This is a genomic window from Mesobacillus selenatarsenatis SF-1, from assembly GCF_000813125.1.
Classification (GTDB): Bacteria; Bacillota; Bacilli; order Bacillales; family Cytobacillaceae; genus Mesobacillus; species Mesobacillus selenatarsenatis.
This window is the reverse complement of sequence record NZ_BASE01000028.1, coordinates 43640-65462: the sequence shown is the minus strand read 5'-3', so window position 1 is coordinate 65462 and position 21823 is coordinate 43640. Positions and strand designations below refer to the sequence as shown.

25 protein-coding genes are annotated in these 21823 nt (G+C 41.5%); 23 read left to right on the top strand and 2 right to left on the bottom strand.

Annotated elements, in window-relative coordinates; all coding sequences use genetic code 11:
* Positions 1-20 precede the first annotated feature (20 nt).
* From TY49_RS06575 to TY49_RS06495, 17 genes are all read left to right on the top strand, one after another.
* Entirely contained in the window at positions 21-557 is a 537-nt protein-coding gene (locus tag TY49_RS06575) for an FAD synthetase family protein (RefSeq protein ID WP_041965102.1), read from the top strand.
* Between the two features lie 33 nt (positions 558-590).
* On the top strand, positions 591-1148 hold the full coding sequence (locus tag TY49_RS06570) for an NADPH-dependent FMN reductase (RefSeq protein ID WP_041965101.1): 558 nt from the start codon (positions 591-593) through the stop codon (positions 1146-1148).
* A gap of 49 nt (positions 1149-1197) precedes the next feature.
* Positions 1198-1737, top strand: a complete 540-nt coding sequence (locus TY49_RS06565; protein WP_041965100.1) for a 3-hydroxyanthranilate 3,4-dioxygenase — start codon at positions 1198-1200, stop codon at positions 1735-1737.
* Positions 1722-2732 (top strand): amidohydrolase family protein, encoded by a 1011-nt coding sequence (locus TY49_RS06560; RefSeq protein ID WP_198135594.1) that lies wholly within the window; start codon positions 1722-1724, stop codon positions 2730-2732. Before TY49_RS06565 ends, TY49_RS06560 begins: the two co-directional genes overlap by 16 nt.
* 4 nt (positions 2733-2736) lie before the next feature.
* Complete coding sequence (locus tag TY49_RS06555; RefSeq protein ID WP_041965099.1) at positions 2737-3216, top strand: RidA family protein; 480 nt, start codon at positions 2737-2739, stop codon at positions 3214-3216.
* Complete coding sequence (locus TY49_RS06550) at positions 3213-4673, top strand: aldehyde dehydrogenase (RefSeq protein WP_041965098.1); 1461 nt, start codon at positions 3213-3215, stop codon at positions 4671-4673. The genes TY49_RS06555 and TY49_RS06550 overlap by 4 nt, the downstream gene beginning before the upstream one ends.
* Before the next feature lie 730 nt (positions 4674-5403).
* Complete coding sequence (locus TY49_RS06545; protein WP_041965097.1) at positions 5404-6183, top strand: 2-keto-4-pentenoate hydratase; 780 nt, start codon at positions 5404-5406, stop codon at positions 6181-6183.
* A 12-nt stretch (positions 6184-6195) separates the two neighbouring features.
* Complete coding sequence (locus TY49_RS06540; protein WP_041965096.1) at positions 6196-7074, top strand: acetaldehyde dehydrogenase (acetylating); 879 nt, start codon at positions 6196-6198, stop codon at positions 7072-7074.
* A gap of 21 nt (positions 7075-7095) precedes the next feature.
* Positions 7096-8124 carry a 4-hydroxy-2-oxovalerate aldolase gene (gene dmpG, locus TY49_RS06535; RefSeq protein ID WP_041965122.1) on the top strand — a complete coding sequence of 343 codons (1029 nt, stop codon included), beginning with the start codon at positions 7096-7098 and terminating at the stop codon, positions 8122-8124.
* A 3-nt stretch (positions 8125-8127) separates the two neighbouring features.
* A complete protein-coding gene (locus TY49_RS06530) occupies positions 8128-8925 on the top strand; it encodes a 2-keto-4-pentenoate hydratase (protein ID WP_041965095.1) in 798 nt (265 codons plus the stop codon).
* 180 nt (positions 8926-9105) lie between these two features.
* Entirely contained in the window at positions 9106-10119 is a 1014-nt protein-coding gene (locus TY49_RS06525) for a TRAP transporter substrate-binding protein (protein ID WP_041965094.1), read from the top strand.
* 18 nt (positions 10120-10137) lie between these two features.
* Positions 10138-10665, top strand: coding sequence for a TRAP transporter small permease (locus TY49_RS06520; RefSeq protein WP_156972618.1), 528 nt, complete (start codon positions 10138-10140; stop codon positions 10663-10665).
* Positions 10665-11945, top strand: a complete 1281-nt coding sequence (locus TY49_RS06515) for a TRAP transporter large permease (protein WP_084135406.1) — start codon at positions 10665-10667, stop codon at positions 11943-11945. The genes TY49_RS06520 and TY49_RS06515 overlap by 1 nt, the downstream gene beginning before the upstream one ends.
* 52 nt (positions 11946-11997) lie before the next feature.
* A complete protein-coding gene (locus TY49_RS06510) occupies positions 11998-12186 on the top strand; it encodes a tautomerase family protein (protein ID WP_041965093.1) in 189 nt (62 codons plus the stop codon).
* A gap of 558 nt (positions 12187-12744) precedes the next feature.
* On the top strand, positions 12745-13767 hold the full coding sequence (gene dctP, locus TY49_RS06505) for a TRAP transporter substrate-binding protein DctP (protein ID WP_041965092.1): 1023 nt from the start codon (positions 12745-12747) through the stop codon (positions 13765-13767).
* A 106-nt stretch (positions 13768-13873) separates the two neighbouring features.
* Complete coding sequence (locus tag TY49_RS06500) at positions 13874-14398, top strand: TRAP transporter small permease (protein WP_041965091.1); 525 nt, start codon at positions 13874-13876, stop codon at positions 14396-14398.
* Positions 14399-14415: 17 nt separating this feature from the next.
* Positions 14416-15732, top strand: a complete 1317-nt coding sequence (locus TY49_RS06495) for a TRAP transporter large permease (RefSeq protein ID WP_041965090.1) — start codon at positions 14416-14418, stop codon at positions 15730-15732.
* A gap of 107 nt (positions 15733-15839) precedes the next feature.
* Here the strand turns inward: TY49_RS06495 and TY49_RS06490 are convergent, their stop codons facing one another.
* Positions 15840-16475 carry a Crp/Fnr family transcriptional regulator gene (locus tag TY49_RS06490; protein WP_052442111.1) on the bottom strand — a complete coding sequence of 212 codons (636 nt, stop codon included), beginning with the start codon at positions 16473-16475 and terminating at the stop codon, positions 15840-15842.
* Between the two features lie 111 nt (positions 16476-16586).
* On the bottom strand, positions 16587-17198 hold the full coding sequence (locus tag TY49_RS06485; RefSeq protein ID WP_052442110.1) for a Crp/Fnr family transcriptional regulator: 612 nt from the start codon (positions 17196-17198) through the stop codon (positions 16587-16589).
* Positions 17199-17531: 333 nt separating this feature from the next.
* Here TY49_RS06485 and TY49_RS06480 point away from each other — a divergent pair, with 333 nt between their 5' ends.
* Genes TY49_RS06480 through TY49_RS06455 form a run of 6 tightly spaced genes read left to right on the top strand, consistent with a single transcriptional unit; the run spans position 17532 to position 21456 of the window.
* Entirely contained in the window at positions 17532-18107 is a 576-nt protein-coding gene (locus TY49_RS06480) for a 2-oxoacid:acceptor oxidoreductase subunit gamma family protein (RefSeq protein WP_041965089.1), read from the top strand.
* Positions 18108-18114: 7 nt separating this feature from the next.
* Positions 18115-18411, top strand: a complete 297-nt coding sequence (locus TY49_RS06475; RefSeq protein WP_084135403.1) for a 4Fe-4S binding protein — start codon at positions 18115-18117, stop codon at positions 18409-18411.
* Positions 18411-19655: a phenylglyoxylate dehydrogenase gene (locus tag TY49_RS06470; protein ID WP_084135402.1), complete on the top strand. Its 1245-nt coding sequence runs from the start codon at positions 18411-18413 to the stop codon at positions 19653-19655. Before TY49_RS06475 ends, TY49_RS06470 begins: the two co-directional genes overlap by 1 nt.
* Positions 19655-20695: a thiamine pyrophosphate-dependent enzyme gene (locus tag TY49_RS06465; RefSeq protein WP_041965088.1), complete on the top strand. Its 1041-nt coding sequence runs from the start codon at positions 19655-19657 to the stop codon at positions 20693-20695. Before TY49_RS06470 ends, TY49_RS06465 begins: the two co-directional genes overlap by 1 nt.
* Complete coding sequence (locus TY49_RS06460; protein WP_041965087.1) at positions 20683-20979, top strand: hypothetical protein; 297 nt, start codon at positions 20683-20685, stop codon at positions 20977-20979. Before TY49_RS06465 ends, TY49_RS06460 begins: the two co-directional genes overlap by 13 nt.
* Positions 20980-21021: 42 nt before the next feature.
* Positions 21022-21456 (top strand): acyl-CoA thioesterase, encoded by a 435-nt coding sequence (locus TY49_RS06455; RefSeq protein ID WP_041965086.1) that lies wholly within the window; start codon positions 21022-21024, stop codon positions 21454-21456.
* Positions 21457-21823 lie beyond the last annotated feature (367 nt).

Below are 21823 nucleotides of genomic sequence, written 5' to 3'. Positions count from 1 at the left end.
CTGCAGGAGGAGAAGGACAGATGAAAACACATATTTATTCTTCATTGGAACTGCCTCATTCAATCGTTGCGATTGGAGCCTTTGACGGAGTCCATAGGGGGCATCAAACAGTAATCCGACAGGCTGTGCAACGAGGCAGGAAATTGAAGATTCCGAGTGTGGTGTATACATTTGATCCTCCACCGCGGGTGTTTTTTCAAGGAGCCAGGATGCTGACCACAGTTGACGAGAAGCTGGCGAAAATCAAGAAGCTCGGTGCCAGGCATGCCGTAGTTGCGAGGTTTGATGAAATATACGCCGGGCGAAGTGCTTACGAGTTCATCGATTGCCTCGCGAAACTTAATCCGGCTGAAATCATGGTCGGCGGCGATTTCCGCTTTGGCAAGGACCGTTTGGGGGATATCATGCTTCTGGAAAAATATTTCAAGGTGCGTGTGACTAAGCCCGTCTGCTGTTCTGAAGGAAGTGTAATTTCTTCCAGCAGGATTCGTCAGCTCATTTCTGATGGTGAGATTCACCTTTCGAATTCACTGCTCGGCTGGCCAGCAGGAAAATAGGATTCTATTTTACAAGAATAGGAGGGAGACAGCATGAAATTGCTAGGACTTTCAGGCACGATCATCGGTGCGAAAACAGGCATTGTAGTCCGTAAAGTACTTGATGATGTGAAAAAGAAGTACCCAGATATTGAGGTTGAGATGCTCGATATGATGGATTACAATCTGGAGTTTTGTGACGGAAGACCGCCTGAGAAATACTCAGCTGATACGAGGACTGTGATTGAAAAGGTCTCTTCTGCTGACTTTTACGTAATCGGAACACCGATTTTTCAGGGATCGATTCCTGGGGCACTGAAGAACTTGTTTGATTTGATCCATCCTGATGCTTTCAGGAACAAAGTGATGGGATTTGTTGCGAACGGCGGGACATATCAGCATTTTCTTGTGATTGAAAATCAGCTGAAACCGATAGCAGGATATTTCAGGGCGTTTGTAGCACCTAGCTATGTGTACGCCAATTTTGATCATTTCAACCGTGAAAATGAAATCGTCGATGAAGATTTGCTGAAGCGGATTTCATATCTGGCAGATGAAGTCGTTCATATGCAAAAGTCCCTAAAGGGCAGCACGGCAAAAGTAACTGACTGATTTTTAAAGAACACAATTTTACAAGAATCGAAGGGAGACGAGGAAATATATGAAAAGCCAATTTGTTCCGATTAATCTAATGAAGTTTATTGAGGAAAACAGAGACCAGCTGAAGCCGCCGGTTAACAATAAAGTCATCTGGAAGGATGCTGAGTTGATGGTAATGCTGCTGGGCGGGCCGAACAAAAGACGCGATTTCCATGTTGATCCGTCAGAAGAGGTGTTTTACCAGATCCAGGGCAGCTGCTATGTTGAAGTCATCAATGCTGAAGGCAAGCGTGAAGTCGTTGAAGTGAAGGAAGGTGAAATGTTCCATCTGCCTGCGAATGTGCCTCATTCTCCTCACCGTGTTCCTGACACAATTGGTCTGGTAATCGAGCGTAACCGTGCACAAGGTGAACTAGAGGATTTTGTCTGGTTCTGCGATGAGTGCGACCATGAAATGCACCGCGCTACAATCCAGCTGACAAACATTGAAAAGCAGGTAAAAGAAGCGATTGCCAGCTTTAACGGAAATGAGGAGCTGCGCAAGTGTGATAACTGTGGGCATATGATGCCGCCAGAAGCGAGTGAATGGAAATGCGAGTAGACTTCCATACGCATATTATTCCGGAGAATTTCAGTGAGCTGACGCAGAGATTCGGCGGTGAGAAGTGGCCGACACTTGAGCGCACCTGTGCTTGTGGCGCTAATATCATGATTGCCGGCAAGGTGTTCCGCGAAGTGACCGACCAGGTTTGGGATGCTGAAAAACGAATCAAGGATATGGAGCGGGAGGGAGTCGACATTCAGGTTCTTTCTCCGATTCCTGTCACGTTCTCTTACTGGGCTCCGGCTGAGCAAGCAGAAATTTTGGCAAGAGTCCAGAATGACTTTATTGCTGACCTGGTTAGCCAGTATCCGACTAAATTCATTGGGCTGGGCGCAGTGCCGCTGCAAAACGTTGAGGTTGCGATCCGCGAGATGGACCGCTGCAAGCATGAGCTAGGATTGAGCGGGATTGAGATTGGCACGAATGTAAATGGGGTCAATCTTGATGATCCTCAGTTTATCGAATTCTTTGAAATGGCGGAGAAGTGGGAAGTTCCTTTGTTCATCCATCCATGGGAGACACTTGGAAAGGAACGGATGCCGCGCCATAACTTGATGTACACCGTTGGGATGCCAAGCGAAACAGCTTTGGCTGGAGCAAGTTTGATTCTTGGCGGAATCATGGAAAAGTTCCCTGGGTTGAAAATCTGTTTGGCTCATGGCGGGGGTGCACTGCCTTACTTGCTGCCGCGTCTTGATCAGGGCTGGAAGGTGTGGCCGCATTTGCGCTTGCTTGATAAGCCGCCAAGTCATTACGCCAAGCAATTTTACTATGATTCGCTTGTAAATGAACCGGTCAACCTGAACTATTTACTCCAGAATTTTGGCCATGAGCGCATCATCATGGGATCTGATTATCCTTTTTTGCTGAGGGAGGTTCCTCCTGGAAAGGTCATTGACGATACTGTCGGGTTATCAAAGGAACAGACGGAAGCGATGCTCGGTAAAAATGCGCTCAGGTTCTTGAATATTCCTGTTAAGGTGGGGAGTTGATTTTATGGAAAAGGCCTTAGTTACACCTGAAGAACGTTTGAAAGAGTTAGGCCTGACCTTGCCAGCTCCCCGCCAATCCGCAGGGAATTATGTAAGCTGCGTAAGGACTGGCAATCTGATTTTTACATCCGGCCAGGGAACGAATGAATACCGCGGCCGGCTTGGCGAGGATGTCACGATTGAAGTTGGCTACGATGCGGCTAGGCAGTGCATGCTGAATTTACTGACTGTGCTGAAGCAGGAATTAGGTGAACTTAGTAAGGTTAAGCGGGTGGTAAAAGTCCTTGGCTTCGTGAATAGTTCGCCTGATTTTACCGACCAGCCAAAGGTTATGAATGGTGCTTCAGACTTGCTGGTACAGGTGTTCGGTGAGCGTGGGAAGCATGGGAGATCTGCTGTCGGCATGGCGCAGCTGCCTTTGAATAATGCTGTTGAGGTCGAAATGGTCGTCGAAGTTGAGGATGAGGAGGTTGGATTAGGATGAATCTGGCTCAGCCACAGGCAATAAAAGACGCAAAGCTGTTCATTAACGGTGAATACCGTGATGCAATGTCCGGTGAGACTTTTGAAACAATCGATCCTTCGACGAATAAGAAGCTGGCATCTGTTGCAAAGGCTGGTGTCGAGGATGCGAAATTGGCAATAGATGTCGCTCAGAAGACGTTCGAAAGTGGTGTCTGGAGTGAGATGCCAGTAGCCGAAAGAACAAAAATTCTGGTCAGGATGTCTGACCTGGTCATGGAAAGAGTCGATGAATTAGCACTGGTCGAGACACTTGATGTCGGCAAGCCAATCAAGGAAAGTCGCGGATTTGATATCCCGCGGGCTGCAGCGAACCTGCGCTTTTTTGCTGAAATGGCGAACTACATTAACCATGAGCATTATGATCAATCAAGATATATGTCTTATTCCAAATACGCACCGGCTGGAGTGACCAGCTTGATCATTCCATGGAACCTGCCGTTCATGCAGATGACTTGGAAGGCTTCAGCGGCAATGGCTGCCGGAAATACGGTTGTTGTGAAGCCAGCTTCCTATACTCCATTGAGTGCGGTCATGCTTGGTGAGATTGCTAATGAAGCGGGATTGCCGCCAGGTGTGTTGAATATTATCACGGGTCCTGGTGGCACGGCAGGAACAGAGATGACACGTAACCCTTCAGTACGAAGGATTTCCTTTGTCGGCGACAGTACGACAGGCCGCACGGTGATGCAAAACGCCGCTTCACAGCTGATTCCCGTTTCTCTGGAACTTGGCGGTAAATCTGCCAATATCGTGTTCGAGGATGCCGATCTCGATGAAGCAGTTGCGGGATCAATTGAAGCTATTTTCAGGAACCAGGGTGAGATTTGTCTTGCAGGTTCTAGATTACTAGTGCAGGAGACCATTTACGATCGATTCATGGAAAAATTTGTGGAAGCTGCTCGCGCTTTGAAAGTCGGCAATCCACTTGATCAGGAAACAGATATGGGTGCGCTTGTTTCAAAGGGCCATCTGGAAACCGTCGATGAGTACGTGCAGATCGGATTGGGTGAAGGGGCCAAGCTCGCAACAGGCGGGAAGCGAATTGCCAGTCTTGGAGAGGGCAACTTCTATGAACCAACTGTTTTATACGATGTGGATAACAAGATGCGTGTGGCCCAGGAAGAAATTTTCGGGCCAGTGCTAGTTGTGATTCCATTCAAAACAGAAGAAGATGCTGTGCGCATCGCGAACGATTCGATGTATGGACTGGCGGGTGTCGTATGGACGAATGACCTGCGCCGAGCACATCGTGTGGCCGCAAAAGTGAATTCTGGTTTGTTGTGGATCAACTGCTGGTATTACCGCGACCTGCGCACACCGTTTGGCGGATCGAAAGCCAGCGGCATCGGACGCGAAGGCGGCAGGCACAGCTTCGAATTTTATACCGAAGCCAAGACGATTACGATGAAGCTGTAAAAATATAGTTCGTTTTTTAAAACCGTAAATATATTTACCCCAACCGTAAATAAAAGTTGTCCAACCGTAAATATTTTTGCTGCAACCGTAGATAAAAGCTGTTCAACCGTAAATATATTTGCTGCAACCGTAAATAAAGCTGAACCATCGGAAATATAGTCGTCCAACCGGGAATAAAAGTCGTCCAACCTGAATTATAATTTGGTCAACCTGAAATATATTAGCCTTGACAGGAAAAAACTGCCCAACCGGAGATATATTTGCTTCAACTGGAGAAAAAAACTGCCCAACTGGAGATATATTTGCACCAACTGGAGAAAAAAGCAATATAACCGTAGATATATTTGCTCCAACCGTATAATAAAGCGGTCCAACCGTATAATAATTTGCTCTTACCGTATAAAAAAGGAGCACAACCGTAAAAATATCTGCTCAAGCCAGCTAAAAGGCTGGTTAACTATGTAATTAAAGAACCCAAATAAAGTTCATCGGGGACTATATGAGTATCAACGGGGATTATACCAGTCCCAACGGGGTTAAAACTACTTCCAACGAGGTTTAAATCTCGCGAAACGGGGATTATTTTAGTCCCAACCGGACATTGGCCGTCCAACTGGAATTAAAATTGTTCCAACTGGTATTACAAACAGCTCAACTGGTTTTAAATGCAAAACAACTGGTATTATCGAGATCTTATTAACCATTTTTAAAAGAAAAGGAGGGTGATTTCATGAATACTACCATTGAAAGTATCGCTGAAACGCTTCTCGAAGCGGAAAAAAGTAAAAATGCGGTACCGCCGCTGACTGCACAATACGAAAACCTTAATGTAACGGATGCCTACAATGTTCAGCTTGAAGTTTTAAAGAGAAAGCTAGAACAAGGGCGGACGGTTATTGGTAAAAAGGTCGGCCTTACTAGTGTGGCGATGCAGAAGATGCTAGGTGTCGATGAGCCGGATTATGGGCATTTGCTTGATGATATGAAAGTGCCAAATGGCGGCACAGTGAAGATGTCTAACTTTCTCAGCCCGAAAATCGAAGCGGAAATTGGTTTCGTGCTTGGGGAAGACCTTAAAGGACCTAATGTCACTTTCCTTGATGTACTGATGGCAACGAAATATGTAGTGCCAACTTTGGAGATCATCGACAGCCGGATTGCCGATTGGAAGATAGGACTCGTCGACACCGTGGCTGATAACGGCTCATCTGCGATGGTAGTAGTAGGAGACCAAATGACAGACATTACCGGTATCGATCTGCGAAGTGTTGGGATGACTTTTTTCAAAAGCAATGAAATTATAGCGACTGGATCTGGTGCTGCAGCCCTTGGCCATCCGGCACATGCCATTGCCTGGCTGGCGAACAAGCTTCATGAGTTTGAAATTACGTTAAAGGCAGGCGAGCTTATTTTACCCGGAGCGCTTTCTGCAGCAATCCCTGTGCAGGAAGGCGACAGAGTTTCCGCTCAGTTTGGTCCGGTAGGCTCCGTGTCAGTGACTTTTGAGTAGGAGGTGTACAGGTTGGTGAAAATCAAGGCGGCAATCATCGGTTCCGGCAATATTGGGACCGACCTTATGTATAAGCTGGAAAGAAGCGAAGTCATTGAACTTACAGCGATGATTGGAATCGATCCTGAATCCGATGGGCTGAAGCGGGCCAAGGAAAAAGGATACCTGGCATTCCATAATGGAATTCAGTCATTGAAAGACAATCCTGAAATCGCCGATATCGTGTTCGATGCAACCTCGGCAAAGACGCATGTCAGGCATGCGAAGGTTCTCGCAGAATTGGGCAAGCTCGCCATCGACCTGACCCCGGCGGCAAGGGGACCATTTGTCTCTCCGGCAGTTAAAACAGATGCGTATTTGAATGAAAAAAATGTGAACATGATTACATGCGGAGGGCAGGCGACGATTCCAATTGTCCATGCGATCAATTCAGTTGCTGATGTAAGTTATGCAGAAATCGTTGCCACAATCTCCTCGAAAAGTGCCGGTCCAGGAACCCGTGCGAACATTGATGAATTCACGATCACGACGCGGAGGGGAATTGAGGAAGTAGGTGGAGCCGACAAAGGAAAGGCGCTGATCATCCTGAATCCGGCAGAACCTCCGATTTTAATGCGGGACACGATTTATTGTGAAGTGAAAAACATGGATGAAGCTGCGATCACAAAATCGATTGAGCAGATGGTCGAAACGGTGAAGGAATATGTACCAGGGTACAGACTTAAGCAGGAGCCGTTGTTTGATGGAAACAGAGTGACTGTTTTTGTTGAAGTCGAGGGTGCGGGTGACTACTTCCCTATTTATGCTGGGAACCTTGATATCATGACAGCGGCAGCGACACGGGTTGCTGAAGACTTCGCGATCCATATGCTTGAAAAACAGAGTGTCTAAGTGAAAGGCTGGGTGGAATTTTTGAAGCGCAAAAGTGATAAGCCTATCAAAATTACAGAAGTTTGCCTGCGTGACGGCAGCCATGTCATGCAGCATCAATATACAGAAGCTCAGGTCCGCCGCGTGGCGCGTGAACTTGATGAAGCGGGAATGCACTATATCGAAGTAAGTCATGGAGACGGATTGGGCGGTTCGACGCTGCAGTATGGAAAGTCGCTCGTTGATGAAATGAAATTGATTGAAGCAGCGGTTGATGAGTGTCAAAACTCAAAGGTGGCAGTGTTGCTTTTACCAGGAATCGGAACGGTCCATGAACTGAAGCAGGCACATGAATTAGGCGCAAGTCTTGTTCGGGTTGCCACTCATGTGACCGAGGCTGATGTTTCAGCGCAGCATATCAGCATGGCTCGTGAGCTAGGGATGGAAACGCTTGGCTTCCTGATGATGGCCCATATGGCACCAACTGAAAAATTGGTAGAACAGGCGAAACTGATGGAGAGTTACGGGGCACAGGCTGTCTATGTAACCGATTCGGCCGGGGCCCTTTTACCGCAAGAAGTAAAAGAAAAGATTGCTGCCTTAAGAAATTCGTTATCTATTGAAGTAGGATTCCACGCACATAATAATCTTTCATTAGCGGTGGCAAATACGCTGACGGCAATTGAAGAAGGAGCAACAAGGATAGATGGAAGCATCCGCTGTCTTGGCGCAGGTGCTGGTAATGCGCAAACAGAGGTTCTTTTATCAGTTTTGGACCGGATGGGCGTCAATCTTGGAATCGATATTTATAAAATGATGGATTTGGCTGAGAATACGGTTGGGCCGATGATTCCGAGAGCGCAGGAGATTAATAGAGGTAGTCTAGTTTTAGGCTATGCTGGTGTTTATTCGAGTTTCTTGCTGCATGCTGAGAGAGCCGGACAGAGATTCGGCATCGATTCAAGAGATATTTTAATAGAGTTGGGCAAGAGGAAGGTAGTTGGCGGCCAGGAAGATATGATCCTTGATGTCGCTGCTGAACTGGCCAAAGCCCGGAAGCTGGAGGTGTAAAATATGACGATTACGAAGGGGGTCGACCTCGAAATCGTGGAATACTTATATTCTGCTGAAAAAGAACGTCGCGAAGTCGTGAAGGTGACCGATCGTTATCCAGAGCTGAGCTTCTCCGATGCGTATTCGATTCAGGACAAATTGATTCAGAGACGTGAGCAGGATGGGTCTCGTAAAATCGGCCTGAAGCTTGGATTGACGAGTAGAGCGAAGCAGCAGATGATGGGGGTTCATGAAGCGATTTATGGTTACCTGACTGATGATATGCTGGCGCTAGAGTGGGAACACCTTGATTTTACACAGTTCATACATCCTAAAGCAGAACCGGAAATTGCGTTTTTCATCGATAAGGATTTGGAAGGAACCAACGTAACCGCGGAAGATGTATTAGAAGTGACGAAATTCGTTGCGCCGGCAATCGAGATTATCGACAGCCGTTATTTAAACTTCAAATTCACTCTGGCAGATGTCATCGCGGATAACTGTTCATCTTCAAAATTCCTGATTGGAAGCAAGTGGATGTCACCTCGGGATCTGGACTTAGGCCAGCTGGGTATGGTGATGTCGAAAAACGGACAGGTTGTCCAAACTGGATCGAGTGCAGCCGTCCTGGGCCATCCGGCAACATCAGTCGCATGGGCAGTCAACAAGCTAGGTGAAGTTGGGAAAGGGATTCAAAAGGGAGACGTGATTCTGAGCGGAGCCGTATCAGAGGCGATTGCTTTTGAACCCAATGACAACGTTCTAGTGCATTTCGCTGAATTGGGCAGCGTTTCTTTTACATGCAAATCCAGCACTTAGTTTCTATGACTAAGTGCCTTCTTTTTTTAGTTTTGAATATTCGAAATATAAAGATAAAATTTACGTTATATGTTAAGCACTTTACACTTTTACTAGTAAAAAGTGATTATAATCACAGTTAGATACAGCTTGGGAAAATATTTTGGTAGCGTTTACAAAAAGAAAAAAGGGGTGCGAGAAATGATTGGTTTAAGAAAATTTAGTCTGACACTATTAATTTTTATGCTCGTGTTGACGGCCGCTGCATGTGGCAATGATACGGATGCAAAGCCTGCGGCAGGATCTGGTGAGAAGTACTCATTTAAGCTTGCGCACATAACCCCAACGGATCATATGTGGCATAAAGCCGCTGAAAAATTCAAGGAAGAACTGGAAAAGAACTCGGATGGCAGGATGACACTGGAAATTTACCCTGCGAGCCAGCTTGGTAGTGAAGCTGATATGGTTCAGCAAATCTCTTCTGGTTCAGTAGATTTCGGATTGATTACGGCTGCCTATATGAGTTCACGTGCTCCTGCGTTTACTGCTTGGTTTGCTCCATATGCTTTTGAAGATTTAAAAGAGACGAACGCAGCACGCGATACTGAAATTGCGAAAAAGATTTTGGGCACCCTTGATGATCAGGGGCTTAAAGGACTTGATTACCTGTTCGCCGGGAATCGTGTCATGTTGTTCAAGGATAAGGAAGTAAAGAAGCCTGAGGATATGAAGGGATTAGCATTCCGTGTAACGCCAAGCCCGCCGCTTCAGGACTTTTATAAATCACTGGGAGCTTCTCCAGAATCCTTGCCATTGCCGGAAGTATACGCCGCTGTTCAAACTGGGGTAATCGATGGAATGGATATGGACCTGGATGCCACCATTACGAACAAGTATCACGAAGTTGCCAAGTACGGTGCGGTAACGAACCATATGGTATGGCCATCAGTAGCGATTATGAACAAAGATAAGTACGAGAAGTTATCTGATGCCGATAAAAAAATCGTTGAAGATGCGATCAAAACTGCAGCAGATTATTCAGCTAACACACGTGCATCCCAGGAAGAAGAATTCAAAAAGACGCTAAGCGATACTGGGATGAAGATCTATGAAATCGACCAGAAGTTGTTTGAACCATATATCAAGCAGTTCGATGAAAAGTATGGACCAACAGATCCGCTGATCCAGGAATTCATCGACACATTCCGCAAATAACCTATTGGAGGGAAATGCGTGAAATACGTTAGCAATATGGTAGCCAGTTTCGAAAAGAAACTGGCTATTATCCTCATGTTTGCAATGGCTGTGATTGTAGCGGCTGCCGTTGTTTTTCGATATGTATTCAATAACCCTTTATTCTGGGCTGGAGAGGTATCGATATTCTTGTTGATTTACATAACGTTCATCGGCGGCAGCCTCGGCTTGAAATATAAGACTCAGGCATCTGTAACGCTGATTACAGATTATCTGCCAGAAAAAATTAATAAATGGGTGGCAGTACTTGCTCATATTTTTATGCTCTTATTCATGGCGATTCTATTATTCTATTGTTTTACGTGGATTGCTTCCTCATCTGTAGCTATTCAAAGGTCGAGTGCAATTTTGCTTCCAATGTGGATTCCTTATGCAATCCTGCCGATTGGGTTGCTGTTCGCGACGATTCATTTAATTAGTAATTTGTTTGATATCATGCAAAATCAGCATATTGATCGTGAAATTGCTACAAATCTCCATGCTGCTGCAAAGGAGAGTGAAGAATAATGATGGCACTGGTTATTTTAGCATTCATAGTCTTTCTGTTAATGGGGATACCTATCTCGCTTGTGCTTGGAATGACAACAATCGTTTACTTTTTGGTGACTGGCAATACCATGCTGCTCGAATCGACTCCTCAGCGGCTGTATTCAGGGATGGAGAACTTCGGGTTGTTAGCGATTCCGTTATTCATGCTGACAGGTGAGTTGATGAATAGCGGCGGGATAACGAACAGGCTTGTTGTTTTTGCAAGAATGCTTGTCGGTCATGTCCGCGGGGGACTTGCTTACGTAACAGTTATCGCTAATATGTTCCTTGCGTCGATTCTTGGATCGGCGAATGCACAGGCGGCTATGATGAGCAAAGTTATGGTACCCGAGATGGAAAAGGAGGGTTATAGCCGGGAATTTTCATCGGCTTTGACACTTGCGAGCTCTATCGTGGCGCCAATCATTCCACCGAGCATGATTTTCATCATTTACGGAACTTTGTCTGGAACTTCGATTGGCGGTTTGTTCATGGCCGGGATTATTCCGGGAACGATTTTTGGTGTCGGTTTTGTCTCTTTAATCGCCTATTTAGGATATAAGCATAATTTTCCGCGCAGTGAAAGAGCCAGCCTTAGCGCTATTTTCGACTCTTTCCTGAAGGTATTGCCAGCCATTTTAGTTCCATTTGTCATTACTGTCGGGATTTTAAGTGGGGCTTTCACGGCAACAGAATCGGCTGCAGTCGCTAGTGTGATTGCATTCATTGTCGGGATGTTTTTTTACAAAGAATTAAAGTGGAAGAGCTTGTCGAAGATTTTGGTTAACACTGTAATTGGTACAGCTACAGTTACTTTCTTAATTGCGATGGCCAATTTGTTCGGCTGGCTGATTGCTTTTGAACAAATCCCACAATTGATTGCGAACTCGATGTTGTCCATTTCGGATAACCCATTTGTTTTCCTGTTGCTGGTTAACATCTTCTTGTTACTAATAGGGACATTGTTAGATGGAATCGCAGCTCTGATTATCCTTGTTCCAGTATTGATGCCTTTGGTTACAGGATTCAATATCGATCCAATCCATTTCGGTGTGATTATCTGTATCAACCTGACAATCGGACTGTTGACACCGCCAGTCGGGACAGGACTGTTCATCGTGTCCTCCATAGCCGAAGTAAAATTCGAACGTTTAATTAAAGCCGTTACACCAATGCTTCTAATCGGGATCGCCATGCTCTTCATCGTCACCTATTGGGAACAAACAACACTGTTTATTCCACGATTGCTAGGATTCTAATTCGGGCGGTGCCTGTCACCACCCGTAATTTGTCGATAAGGGAGTTGTTGCTATGCCGATTATTCAGGTACAGGTGCTTGAGGGTCGAAGTGATGAGAAAATAAAAGAATTGATTGCTGGAATAACCGAAACGGCGGTTCGGACGCTTGAAGTGAAACCTGAGCAGGTCCGTGTGATTGTCCAGACAGTTCCCCATAAATATTGGGGATTTGGAGGAGTGACGAAGGATGATAAGTGTTAATAAAGTGTATGTTTAATAGGCGAAAAATTCCTAAAGGCAAAATCAAAATAATAAAGAACCACCAATTGCATTTGAGCATTAGGTGGTTTTTTAGTTTTTTAGAATAAGCATGTTCCCAGCAACTATAAAAGAGAAATGGAACGGTTCTATCTACTCATATTAAGAGTGTAAATCTTGACGTCCGAATTTAGCACAAAGTTTTCTAATAATCCTCATGTTCTAGTTAAATCCATCAAATTAAACAGTTTAAATAATTTGAATCTTTGAGGGTTATTGCCTTCATAGTCTGCGATGTTTACAGAATCATTATCTGCAGCGGCAGATACATTGGTAGTGTAAATGTTACCAGGGAGCTAGATGAAATCTTTTAGTTACTAAAATATATATCCTCATCCTATTGGGAAGGTTACTCTCGTTTAATTAATGATATAAGTTAAGTGAAAATAATGTTAACTAATTAATATAAAAATATCTAAATATTCAGTATTATTTACATTAACTAAATCAAATACAAAAGAAAGGGTCAGCTTATTAATTTCATTTTTTTAGGAGGTAATTATGTTGAAAAGAAAAAACTCTTTGGTTTTATTGTTGTTGATAGTTTATCTTTTCGTTTTTACTGGATGTAACAGTAAGGATCAAGAAGTGGATGCAGCCAAGAGTGATGGAAGTAAGAATCCTCAGGTGTTTAAATTAATCAGCTTTTTACCTACTGATAATACGCTAACAAAGGACATTGTTCCAATGTGGATAGAAAAAGTAGAAAAAGAAACAAATGGAGCAGTTAAAATCGAATGGACTGGAGGACCAGAGTCTATTCCTTCCAAAGATCAATTTGATGCTGTAAGGAATGGTATTGCAGATATAGGTTTCAATGTTAGCTCCTATTATGGCCATTTAATGCCAGAATCTCTATCGATGCATCTATCACCTTACACACCTGAAGAAGAAAGAGAAAATGGGTATTTCGAGTATTTGTCAAAAAGGTTTGATAAAAATGGGTTAGTTTATATGGGAAGATGGTTGAGTCCTTCACCTTTTCATTTTTGGAGCAATAAGGAGATAAAGTCCTTAGATGATTTGAAGGATACTAAATTCCGTTCTAATCCAACATACCATGATATTATGCAGGCGTTAGGAATGACTCCGATCGATATTAATCCAACAGATGTATATACCTCTCTTGAACGAGGTATGGTCGATGGATTTGGTTTCCCGTTGCTAGGACCGAATGAAAACGGTTGGACAGAGGTAACTAAATATTTTATCGATGAGCCTTTTCTTAACCAAAACGCAACTATATTGATGAATCCTAAAGCCTTCAAGTCACTTTCTTCAGATAACCAGCAGAAAATGCTTGAACTAACAGCTGCTTTTGAATCTGAAATGATCACATACTTTAACGAATTGAATGAAAAAGAGAGAAAGGAAATAGAAGCCGCAGGTGTGAAAATTATTAAATTGAACCAAGAGGAAAGTAAGGAATTTCAGGCATTAGTAAAGAAGGTAAAGTGGGAGTCGTTAGAAAAATCTACTCCTGATCAAATTAAAGAACTAAAAAAACTTCTGTACAAAGAGTAACTGTAGTTCTTTGAACTTCATAAAGTCATTTCTTTAATTAAGGGGATAGCCGTAATTTAAGGTTATCCCTAACAACTGTTTATTAGTAAAAAGGGGAGTGAGTAAATTGTTACATAGACTATCTAGAGTGCTTGATTTTACAGAAAATGTACTTGCCTATATAGGCGGTATTCTATTAGCAATCTCTACTATTACGGTTGTTATGGAGGTAATTTCTCGCTATTTATTTAATTATTCCTTTCTGTGGGTCAATGAGATAAGTGAGTATATCCTACTGTATATTCCTTTTCTTGGTGGAGCGTGGCTTCTCCGCTCAAATGGACATATAACTGTTGATATTTTAGAAGAGTTAATGTCTAGTCGATTACGTTTTTTATCAGATATTTTGATTGCTATCGTCGGCATATTAATATGTATCATTATAGTTTGGTATGGCACATTAACGACTTTCGATGTGTTATATCGAGATGTACGCAGTCTAACAACTCTTCAGATCCCTCAGGTTTACGTAATGGCGATCATACCGCTTGGAACTTTTATTCTAATGTTAGAGTTTATTAGGAAGCTTTATCGGACGATCTTAATGAAGAAATCTATAAATAAAATAGACACTATAACGACGAGTTTGTAAAAAAAGGGGGATGCACTATGGACTGGTGGCAAGTGTTATTTCTTATTGTTGGTGGCTTAATTGCCTTAATGTTAATTCGTGTACCAGTAGCTTTTTCCTTCTTTACAGTAAATATTGTCGCAGCAATATTCCTATGGGGAGGCGGCAATGGGCTTATTCAATTAATACAAAGTATTGAAGACTCATTAACTACATTTGCGCTAGTTCCCATTCCTTTATTTATTTTAATGGGCGAAATTATGTTTCATACTGGTATCGCCCCCAAAATGATTGATTCGGTAGATAAATGGATTGGCAGATTACCTGGAAGGTTGAGTTTGCTTGCAGTTGGAAGTGGAACCCTACTCTCGACACTTACTGGCTCTACAATGGCCAGTACAGCTGTATTAGGGTCAACATTGATACCGGAAATGGAGCAGAGGGGTTACAAAAAGCCGATGACTATCGGGCCGATTCTTGGAAGCGGGGGTCTTGCGGTTATGATTCCTCCAAGTGCACTTGGAGTTTTGCTGGCATCGATCGGTAAGATTTCAATTGGTGCCTTTATGATCGCGATTATTTTACCAGGAATTTTAATGGCCTTCCTTTTCGCGCTTTATATCATTTTACGGGCTAAAATGCAGCCAGAACTTGCTCCAAAATATTCTTTGTCATCTGTACCTCTAATGGAGAAAATTAGAACTAGCATAATATATATTCTGCCACTCGGATTTATCATTTTTCTAGTAGTTGGCCTAATTTTTCTTGGAATTGCGACACCAACTGAAGCTGCTGCAATGGGTGCATTCGGCAGTGTTGTACTCGCAGCGTTATATGGGCGTTTAAACTGGGCAAGCCTTCAAAAAGCCTTTACGAGTACAATGAAAGTTTCGGTGATGATATTAATAATTGTCGCTGGATCCACGGCTTTTAGCCATATTTTATCTTTTTCGGGGGTTACTCGAAATCTAGTGGAATTAATTCAAATTTTACAGTTTTCACCTATAATTATTCTGATTGCCATGCTGTTGCTAGTGATCATTATGGGTACTTTCATGGAATCTTTATCAATCATGATGATCATTTTGCCAATGTTTATACCTATAGCTCAGATTCTTGATATTAATCTTCTATGGTTTGCAACAATGCTGTTGATTACGATCGAAATTGGTGCAATCTCACCCCCATTTGGTGTAGGCCTATTCGTAATGAAGGGGGTAGCGCCTCGAGGTACGAAGATGAAGGAAATCTACAGTGCATCCTTTCCATTTATTGCATTAGACATTGTACTTATCATCCTGGTGTTTTTATTCCCTGAATTAGCTACCTGGCTGCCAGAACTTATGAAAAATTAGCTAAGGTAAAAAAATGCTCCATTGCAATTTAAAAAGCTGTCTTTTATAAAACTAAAAGACAGCTTTCTTCTGTGTAAATTATTGGGTTAGTTCACAATAAATATATTCTACAAATTAACAGTTTGCTTTTTCAATGCATCTGGTTGTTTTACGATAACCATCCGATTTACTACATCTATAATTTCTGCTTCTTTCCATTGTTTAAAAGCTTTGTATACAGATATTCGAGTCAATCCTGTATAGTTAGCGAGTTCTTGTTGAGTTAGAAAAATTTTGTCAGTATTACATGTCGTGCAGATTTTAATTAAAGTCAATGCAATTTTTTGTTGGGCTGTAAGTCCTTTGGCTAATATTTCATCAGCCAGAATGCGAATTTTTCCTATTGTAGAATCCATAAAGAGATTCAACATTTCAGTATCCCTAGTAATGATTTCATTGAATTGCTCTTTTGAAAAATAATATAAGACACAATCATCTACTGCTATAGCAGTTGAAAAATAGGGTTCCTGGTCCATGGCTTGCTCTCCAAATAATTGTCCAGATGGTTCTAAGCTTAGTATTTTTTCTCCTCCTTTTGTCTTTGCAGTTACAATTTTTATCAATCCTTTGTGAATATAGTAAAAACCGTTGCCTATCGTTCCCTGCTCGTAAATTATCGAATTTCTTTTGAAAAATATACGTTGACCGAATTCATAATATTGATCCCATTTTTTTGTATTAGAGTGTTCAATCATTGTTTTCATTGAGAGCCTCCTCATTTCTTTTGTAAATGTAAAACCTTACTTAGCGACAGAGAGATAAGAGTTGACGGCAAAAAAGAAAGCAATATTAAAAGATATAATTATCTAACCTTCTCAATAAAGAAGGTCTTGGAATTTGTTAACGTTAATAATCCTGATTTTCCGATCAGTAATATTTACGATTTCATTTTCTTTCCATTGTTGTAGGATTTTATATATTGTAACTCTTGATGTACCTATATAGTTTGAAAGAGAGGTTTGGTCGATACTTATGCAGGGATTTTGGTTTTTTCTATAGAGTTTATAAATGATGTGAGCCAATTGATGCTCCATTGAGCTATCTTGTATAGAAACTGTTTCAGCTAATAAACGTACTTTTTTTACTAATGAATTCAAAATGATATCTGATGCGGCGGAGTGTTTCTTGCATATCGTTTGCAGATCTTCTTTAGAATAAAAGAAAATGGTAGAAGGTTTTGTGGTTTTTGCAGTTGTAAAGTATGGTTCACCCTTAACTCCTTGTTCACCTAGTAGTTCTCCTGGTGAGATATAGTCTATTATTCTTTCATCCCCTTTGTCCGAAAGCATTTTAATTTGAATTTCTCCTTCATGTAAATAATAAAAGCCATTTCCTATCTCTCCTTGGCTATATAGGGTTGTATTTTTTTTAATCTCTTTTTTTTGTCCATAGGAAATAAAAGGCTCCCAGGAATATGTAATCTGCATATTTACCATCCTTTCCATTACAATGTAAAAACCTTATAAAAGTCAGTAAATTCAAAATATTGTTTACATTACTATATAATACAACCGAAGTACAGTAAAGCGCTTACAATAAATTTGTTAATTAAACAGGAACTGAAATATATCTGATGGGAAAATTTTGTTTGATGAATTGGAATCCGGTAAAAGCCCTCGTTGATTTAAAACTAAGTTGATTGCTTGACTGTGCGACGATGTAAAAAATTCATGAAAATCAAATTAATAATAAAGGATATGTTAAATGATTAATATGAAAAAATTAGAATAATTAGTAAATTAAATTTGAGGAGTGATTATATGAAAGAGATTAGGTTTCACGGTCGTGGCGGACAGGGAGCCGTAATGGCTTCAGAATTATTAGTCCATGCCTTGGTTAGAGAAGGAAACTATGGACAATCGATACCAGCTTATGGCTTTGAAAGGCGGGGAGCACCACTCCAGGCATTTGTTAAGTTGGATCATAAACCGATTAGGGAGAGAGTGCAAGTTTATGAGCCGGATGGAATTATTGTTTTGGATGAATCTTTAATCAGCCAATTACCTATTTTTGAAGGGATGAAACATGGTGGTTTCGCCATCTTGAATTCACGAAAAACGTTAGCGCATAGTGATCTTCCAGAGGAATTGGAAACCCTTGCGACTATAGATGCAAATAGAATTGCTCTAAATGTTTTCAAAGCTCCTATCACGAACACGATATTACTTGGTGCGTTTGCATCGGCTACTGGTCTAGTGAAATTAGATTCACTTCAAAATGCCATCAGTGGATTCTTTCCAGGTAAGGTGATTGAGAAGAATTTACTTGCAGTAGAAAGAGGTTATAACGAAGTGGAGGTAACGGTAAGAACCGAGATATTAAAGAAAGCGAAGTGATTATATCATGAATCAAACTTTAGTATTGAAAAAGGAATATAAAGAAACAGGAGAAAGTATTGCTTCAGTAGGACGAGGTTTATATGTAGTAAATACTGGTCTATGGAGGTATCAGAGACCGGTAACCGATCCTGATTTATGCAAGCGATGTTCAGAGTGCTATATCTATTGCCCTGTTGGCTGCAAAATTGAAGTAAGCACTCATTATGATACCGATTTAGACTGGTGCAAGGGATGTGGAATTTGCGCTGAGGTATGTCCTGCCAATGCGATAACAATGTTTGAAGAAAGGGGAACTGAATAGTGGGTAAAGTAGATGTTTTAAATGGAAATAAAGCAGCTGCTTGGGGTGCCAAACTGGCTAGAGCAGACCTTATGGCAGCCTACCCAATAACACCCCAAACCCCTCTTGTTGAATATTTGGCATCTTTTGTAGCAGATGGAGTGATAGATGCCGATCTAGTAGAGGTGGAAAGTGAACATTCAGCTTTGAGTGTGTTACAAGGTGGGGTATTAGCTGGTGCGAGAACTTTTACAGGAACTAGCTCACAGGGACTTGCGCTCATGTATGAACCCTATATTAGAACGAGTACGATGCGTTTACCTATTGTGATGGCGCTTGTAACCAGGGAAGTCATATCGCCCCAAACAGTTTGGGGCGGACAGCAGGATGCCGTAACAGTACGAGATGCAGGCTGGATTCAGATATGGTGTGAAAGCAGTCAGGAAATTCTGGATTCAATAGTCCAAGCATATAAAATAGCTGAAAATAAAGATGTTTTGCTTCCGGTGAATGTTTGCTATGACGGATTTTCACTTTCCCATATGGCAGAGAGGGTTGAAATCCCAGATCAAAAACTAGTAGATCAGTTTTTGCCGAAACCGAACATTACTCATGTGAAACTGGACCCAAATAATCCAATAGCAGTAGACCCATTAACCCCAGGACCAATGCTTACAGAATTTCGCCATAAGCAAGTGACAGCTATGCATATGTCAAAAAAGATTATTGAGGAAGTTCGACAAGAATGGTTAGAAATGTTTGGCCGCGATTATGGAGGTTTAATTGATCTATATAGAATGGAAGATGCTGAAATAGCTTTGGTTTGTTTGGGGAGTCCGGCAGGTACAGCCAGAGTAGCAATTGATGAAATGCGTAATCATGGCATCAAAGTGGGAATGATACGTATTCGAGTTCTTCGTCCGTTTCCTGATGAAGAAATACGCAAGGCGTTAGTCAATATAAAAGCTATTGGTGTAATTGATCGAAATGTCTCATTTGCCAAAGGAATGGGTATCAGCTTTCTTGAGTTAAAGACAGTGTTTGGAGGCTTAAAGATGCCACCTATGATAGATTTTATAGGCGGTCTTGGGGGTTCGGATGTAACAATGGAACAAATTAAACAAGCGATTGTGATTACTCAACATGTGGCAGAAGGCGGAGAATTTCAAGAAGTTACATGGTTCGGCTTAGATAAAATTGATGTTGAGACATTATTTAGTATGGATAAGGATAGAAGTTTAAAGTTGAAAGGAGTGAGTGGCTAATGGGTGTTAATGACGGTATACGGGATAACACAAATTATTCAACGATTCCTGAGGGTGCAAGACCTACACTAGAAAAGAATGATGCGTTTTTCACAAAGAAACGCTTTGGATTTATATTTAATGAAGAAAAGAAAACAAAAGAAGTTTATAAAGAGATTACAAAAGTACAAGATTTGTTGTCACCTGGAAATTCTGCCTGTCTGGGGTGTCATGCAGAATTAGCCTTGCGCACTACACTCAGAATTCTTGGCCCTAATACTATTCTCGCAATACCACCAGGTTGTATGGGGGGAATTGGTGCTGTAGGATTCAATGGTGGTGCAGGGGCGAAAATTCCAGTATTCTTTCCGCTGCTTGATAATACAGCAGCAATGCTCGCTGGCATTAAAAGAAAATACATCCGTGAGGGTCGTGGAGATATTAATGTCGTAGCTTTTGCCGGAGACGGCGGAACTGCAGATGCAGGATTCCAATCATTGTCGGGTGCAGCTGAACGAGGAGAAAATATTATTTATATTTGCTATGACAATGAAGCGTATATGAACACTGGTGTACAGAGAAGCGGTACAACTCCGAAATGGTCATGGACTCAAACAACTCCTGTAGGTGAACAAACCCATGGGAAGTCACAAAAAGGAAAAGATATGCCTATGATTATGGCACAGCATAATATTCCATATGTTGCAACAGCCAACCCTTCATATATGCATGATTATATTGCGAAATTAAAAAAGGCAATGAAAGTGAAGAATGGAATGTCTTATATTCATTTATATTCTGGATGTCCAACTGGATGGAAGTTTCCTACAGAGAAAACGATAGAAGTGGGAAAACTTGCTGTAGAGACAAATCTTTACCCCCTTTGGGAATATGAAGATGGAAAATTCAGATTAACTTATGAGGTTTTGAAACGCCGCCCGATTAGTGAATATACTGAATCAATGCAAAAATACTCCCATCTGACAGAACAAAATCTAGCTGAATTACAACAAAATGTTGATGCAAATTACAAAAGGTTTAAAAAGCTATGCAAGATTTAAAAAAAGAACAAACTTCATATGAAATTGTAATTGAAGCGACAGCACATGCCTGGAGAATGCCGTTTGTATATCTTTTCGAAAAACTGTTTAGTGCTGGAGAAGCAATTCGAATAGGGAAAACCACTCTATTTGTAAAGGATCAATCAGGGAAACTAGTTCACCAAGAATACTATGGGAAATCTCGAAAAGCTGCCTGGTATAGAAAGCTTGAAATTGAAAAAACAATGAAAGAGTTGTCAGATGATGAATTTTTAAAATGGTTAAAGAACAACAACTCAACCTAAGCATTAAAAAGAATTCAAAAAATAGTATAGGAGTGAAATAGTATGACAGGACATACTGTAAACTTGAAAGTGCACTGGGGTGACACAGATATGGCTGGGATAATTTATTATCCTAACTATTTTAATTGGTTTAATATCGGTAGTCATACCTTATTCGAATCAATCGGAATCCCACTAAAAGAACTTATGTTTGAAGATAAAATAGCCTTGCCAATTTTGGATGTGGGCTGCAGTTTTCATAAACCTCTCTATTTCGGAGATGAAATAAAAGTAGTGACAAGAGTTACTGAAGTTAGAGAAAAGGTTTTTCGGATGGAACATGAGGTTTATAAAGGCAACGAATTAACAGGAAAAGGACATGAGTTGAGATCATGGGTACAATTCAGTCAAGAAGGGAACCTTAAAGCCTGCACTATTCCTGATGATGTGCGATCTAAAATGATGGCTGTAATGCCTGCAACATCAGTTGAGAGGTAGTAAGCATACTGTAAAAATTCATAGTTGCTTTGGTAATAAGGTAAGAGAGTAAATAGGTCTCCGCACATACTATATGAGTGGAGGCCTTTTTTAATGAGTTTGATTTATAGTACTCATTCTTAGAAGTTATTTTACAAAGTAAATCCTCCCCTTATTTTTAGTTTTTATGTCTCTTTGAAATACTGGAACAGAGATTATAAGTCATTTCTAAAAGAATATGGAATTTTAAAGTCTAAAAAATGGATATAAAAGGAATTTTTGATATTTATAGAGAATAATTAAGATAAGCATATACTCTAGAGGTTATTATTGACCTTTTTATCGGTAAGGTGACAAGATGTCCACTACAAAATAACAAATTGAATTA

What these genes read in the sequence shown, in the direction of transcription:
- TY49_RS06575 (WP_041965102.1), top strand. Translation starts at nt 21, where the DNA reads ATGAAAACACATATTTATTCTTCATTGGAACTGCCTCATTCAATCGTT.
- TY49_RS06570 (WP_041965101.1), top strand. Translation starts at nt 591, where the DNA reads ATGAAATTGCTAGGACTTTCAGGCACGATCATCGGTGCGAAAACAGGC.
- TY49_RS06565 (WP_041965100.1), top strand. Translation starts at nt 1,198, where the DNA reads ATGAAAAGCCAATTTGTTCCGATTAATCTAATGAAGTTTATTGAGGAA.
- TY49_RS06560 (WP_198135594.1), top strand. Translation starts at nt 1,722, where the DNA reads ATGGAAATGCGAGTAGACTTCCATACGCATATTATTCCGGAGAATTTC.
- TY49_RS06555 (WP_041965099.1), top strand. Translation starts at nt 2,737, where the DNA reads ATGGAAAAGGCCTTAGTTACACCTGAAGAACGTTTGAAAGAGTTAGGC.
- TY49_RS06550 (WP_041965098.1), top strand. Translation starts at nt 3,213, where the DNA reads ATGAATCTGGCTCAGCCACAGGCAATAAAAGACGCAAAGCTGTTCATT.
- TY49_RS06545 (WP_041965097.1), top strand. Translation starts at nt 5,404, where the DNA reads ATGAATACTACCATTGAAAGTATCGCTGAAACGCTTCTCGAAGCGGAA.
- TY49_RS06530 (WP_041965095.1), top strand. Translation starts at nt 8,128, where the DNA reads ATGACGATTACGAAGGGGGTCGACCTCGAAATCGTGGAATACTTATAT.
- TY49_RS06525 (WP_041965094.1), top strand. Translation starts at nt 9,106, where the DNA reads ATGATTGGTTTAAGAAAATTTAGTCTGACACTATTAATTTTTATGCTC.
- TY49_RS06515 (WP_084135406.1), top strand. Translation starts at nt 10,665, where the DNA reads ATGATGGCACTGGTTATTTTAGCATTCATAGTCTTTCTGTTAATGGGG.
- TY49_RS06510 (WP_041965093.1), top strand. Translation starts at nt 11,998, where the DNA reads ATGCCGATTATTCAGGTACAGGTGCTTGAGGGTCGAAGTGATGAGAAA.
- dctP (WP_041965092.1), top strand. Translation starts at nt 12,745, where the DNA reads ATGTTGAAAAGAAAAAACTCTTTGGTTTTATTGTTGTTGATAGTTTAT.
- TY49_RS06495 (WP_041965090.1), top strand. Translation starts at nt 14,416, where the DNA reads ATGGACTGGTGGCAAGTGTTATTTCTTATTGTTGGTGGCTTAATTGCC.
- TY49_RS06490 (WP_052442111.1), bottom strand. Translation starts at nt 16,475, where the DNA reads ATGAAAACAATGATTGAACACTCTAATACAAAAAAATGGGATCAATAT.
- TY49_RS06485 (WP_052442110.1), bottom strand. Translation starts at nt 17,198, where the DNA reads ATGCAGATTACATATTCCTGGGAGCCTTTTATTTCCTATGGACAAAAA.
- TY49_RS06480 (WP_041965089.1), top strand. Translation starts at nt 17,532, where the DNA reads ATGAAAGAGATTAGGTTTCACGGTCGTGGCGGACAGGGAGCCGTAATG.
- TY49_RS06475 (WP_084135403.1), top strand. Translation starts at nt 18,115, where the DNA reads ATGAATCAAACTTTAGTATTGAAAAAGGAATATAAAGAAACAGGAGAA.
- TY49_RS06465 (WP_041965088.1), top strand. Translation starts at nt 19,655, where the DNA reads ATGGGTGTTAATGACGGTATACGGGATAACACAAATTATTCAACGATT.
- TY49_RS06460 (WP_041965087.1), top strand. Translation starts at nt 20,683, where the DNA reads ATGCAAGATTTAAAAAAAGAACAAACTTCATATGAAATTGTAATTGAA.
- TY49_RS06455 (WP_041965086.1), top strand. Translation starts at nt 21,022, where the DNA reads ATGACAGGACATACTGTAAACTTGAAAGTGCACTGGGGTGACACAGAT.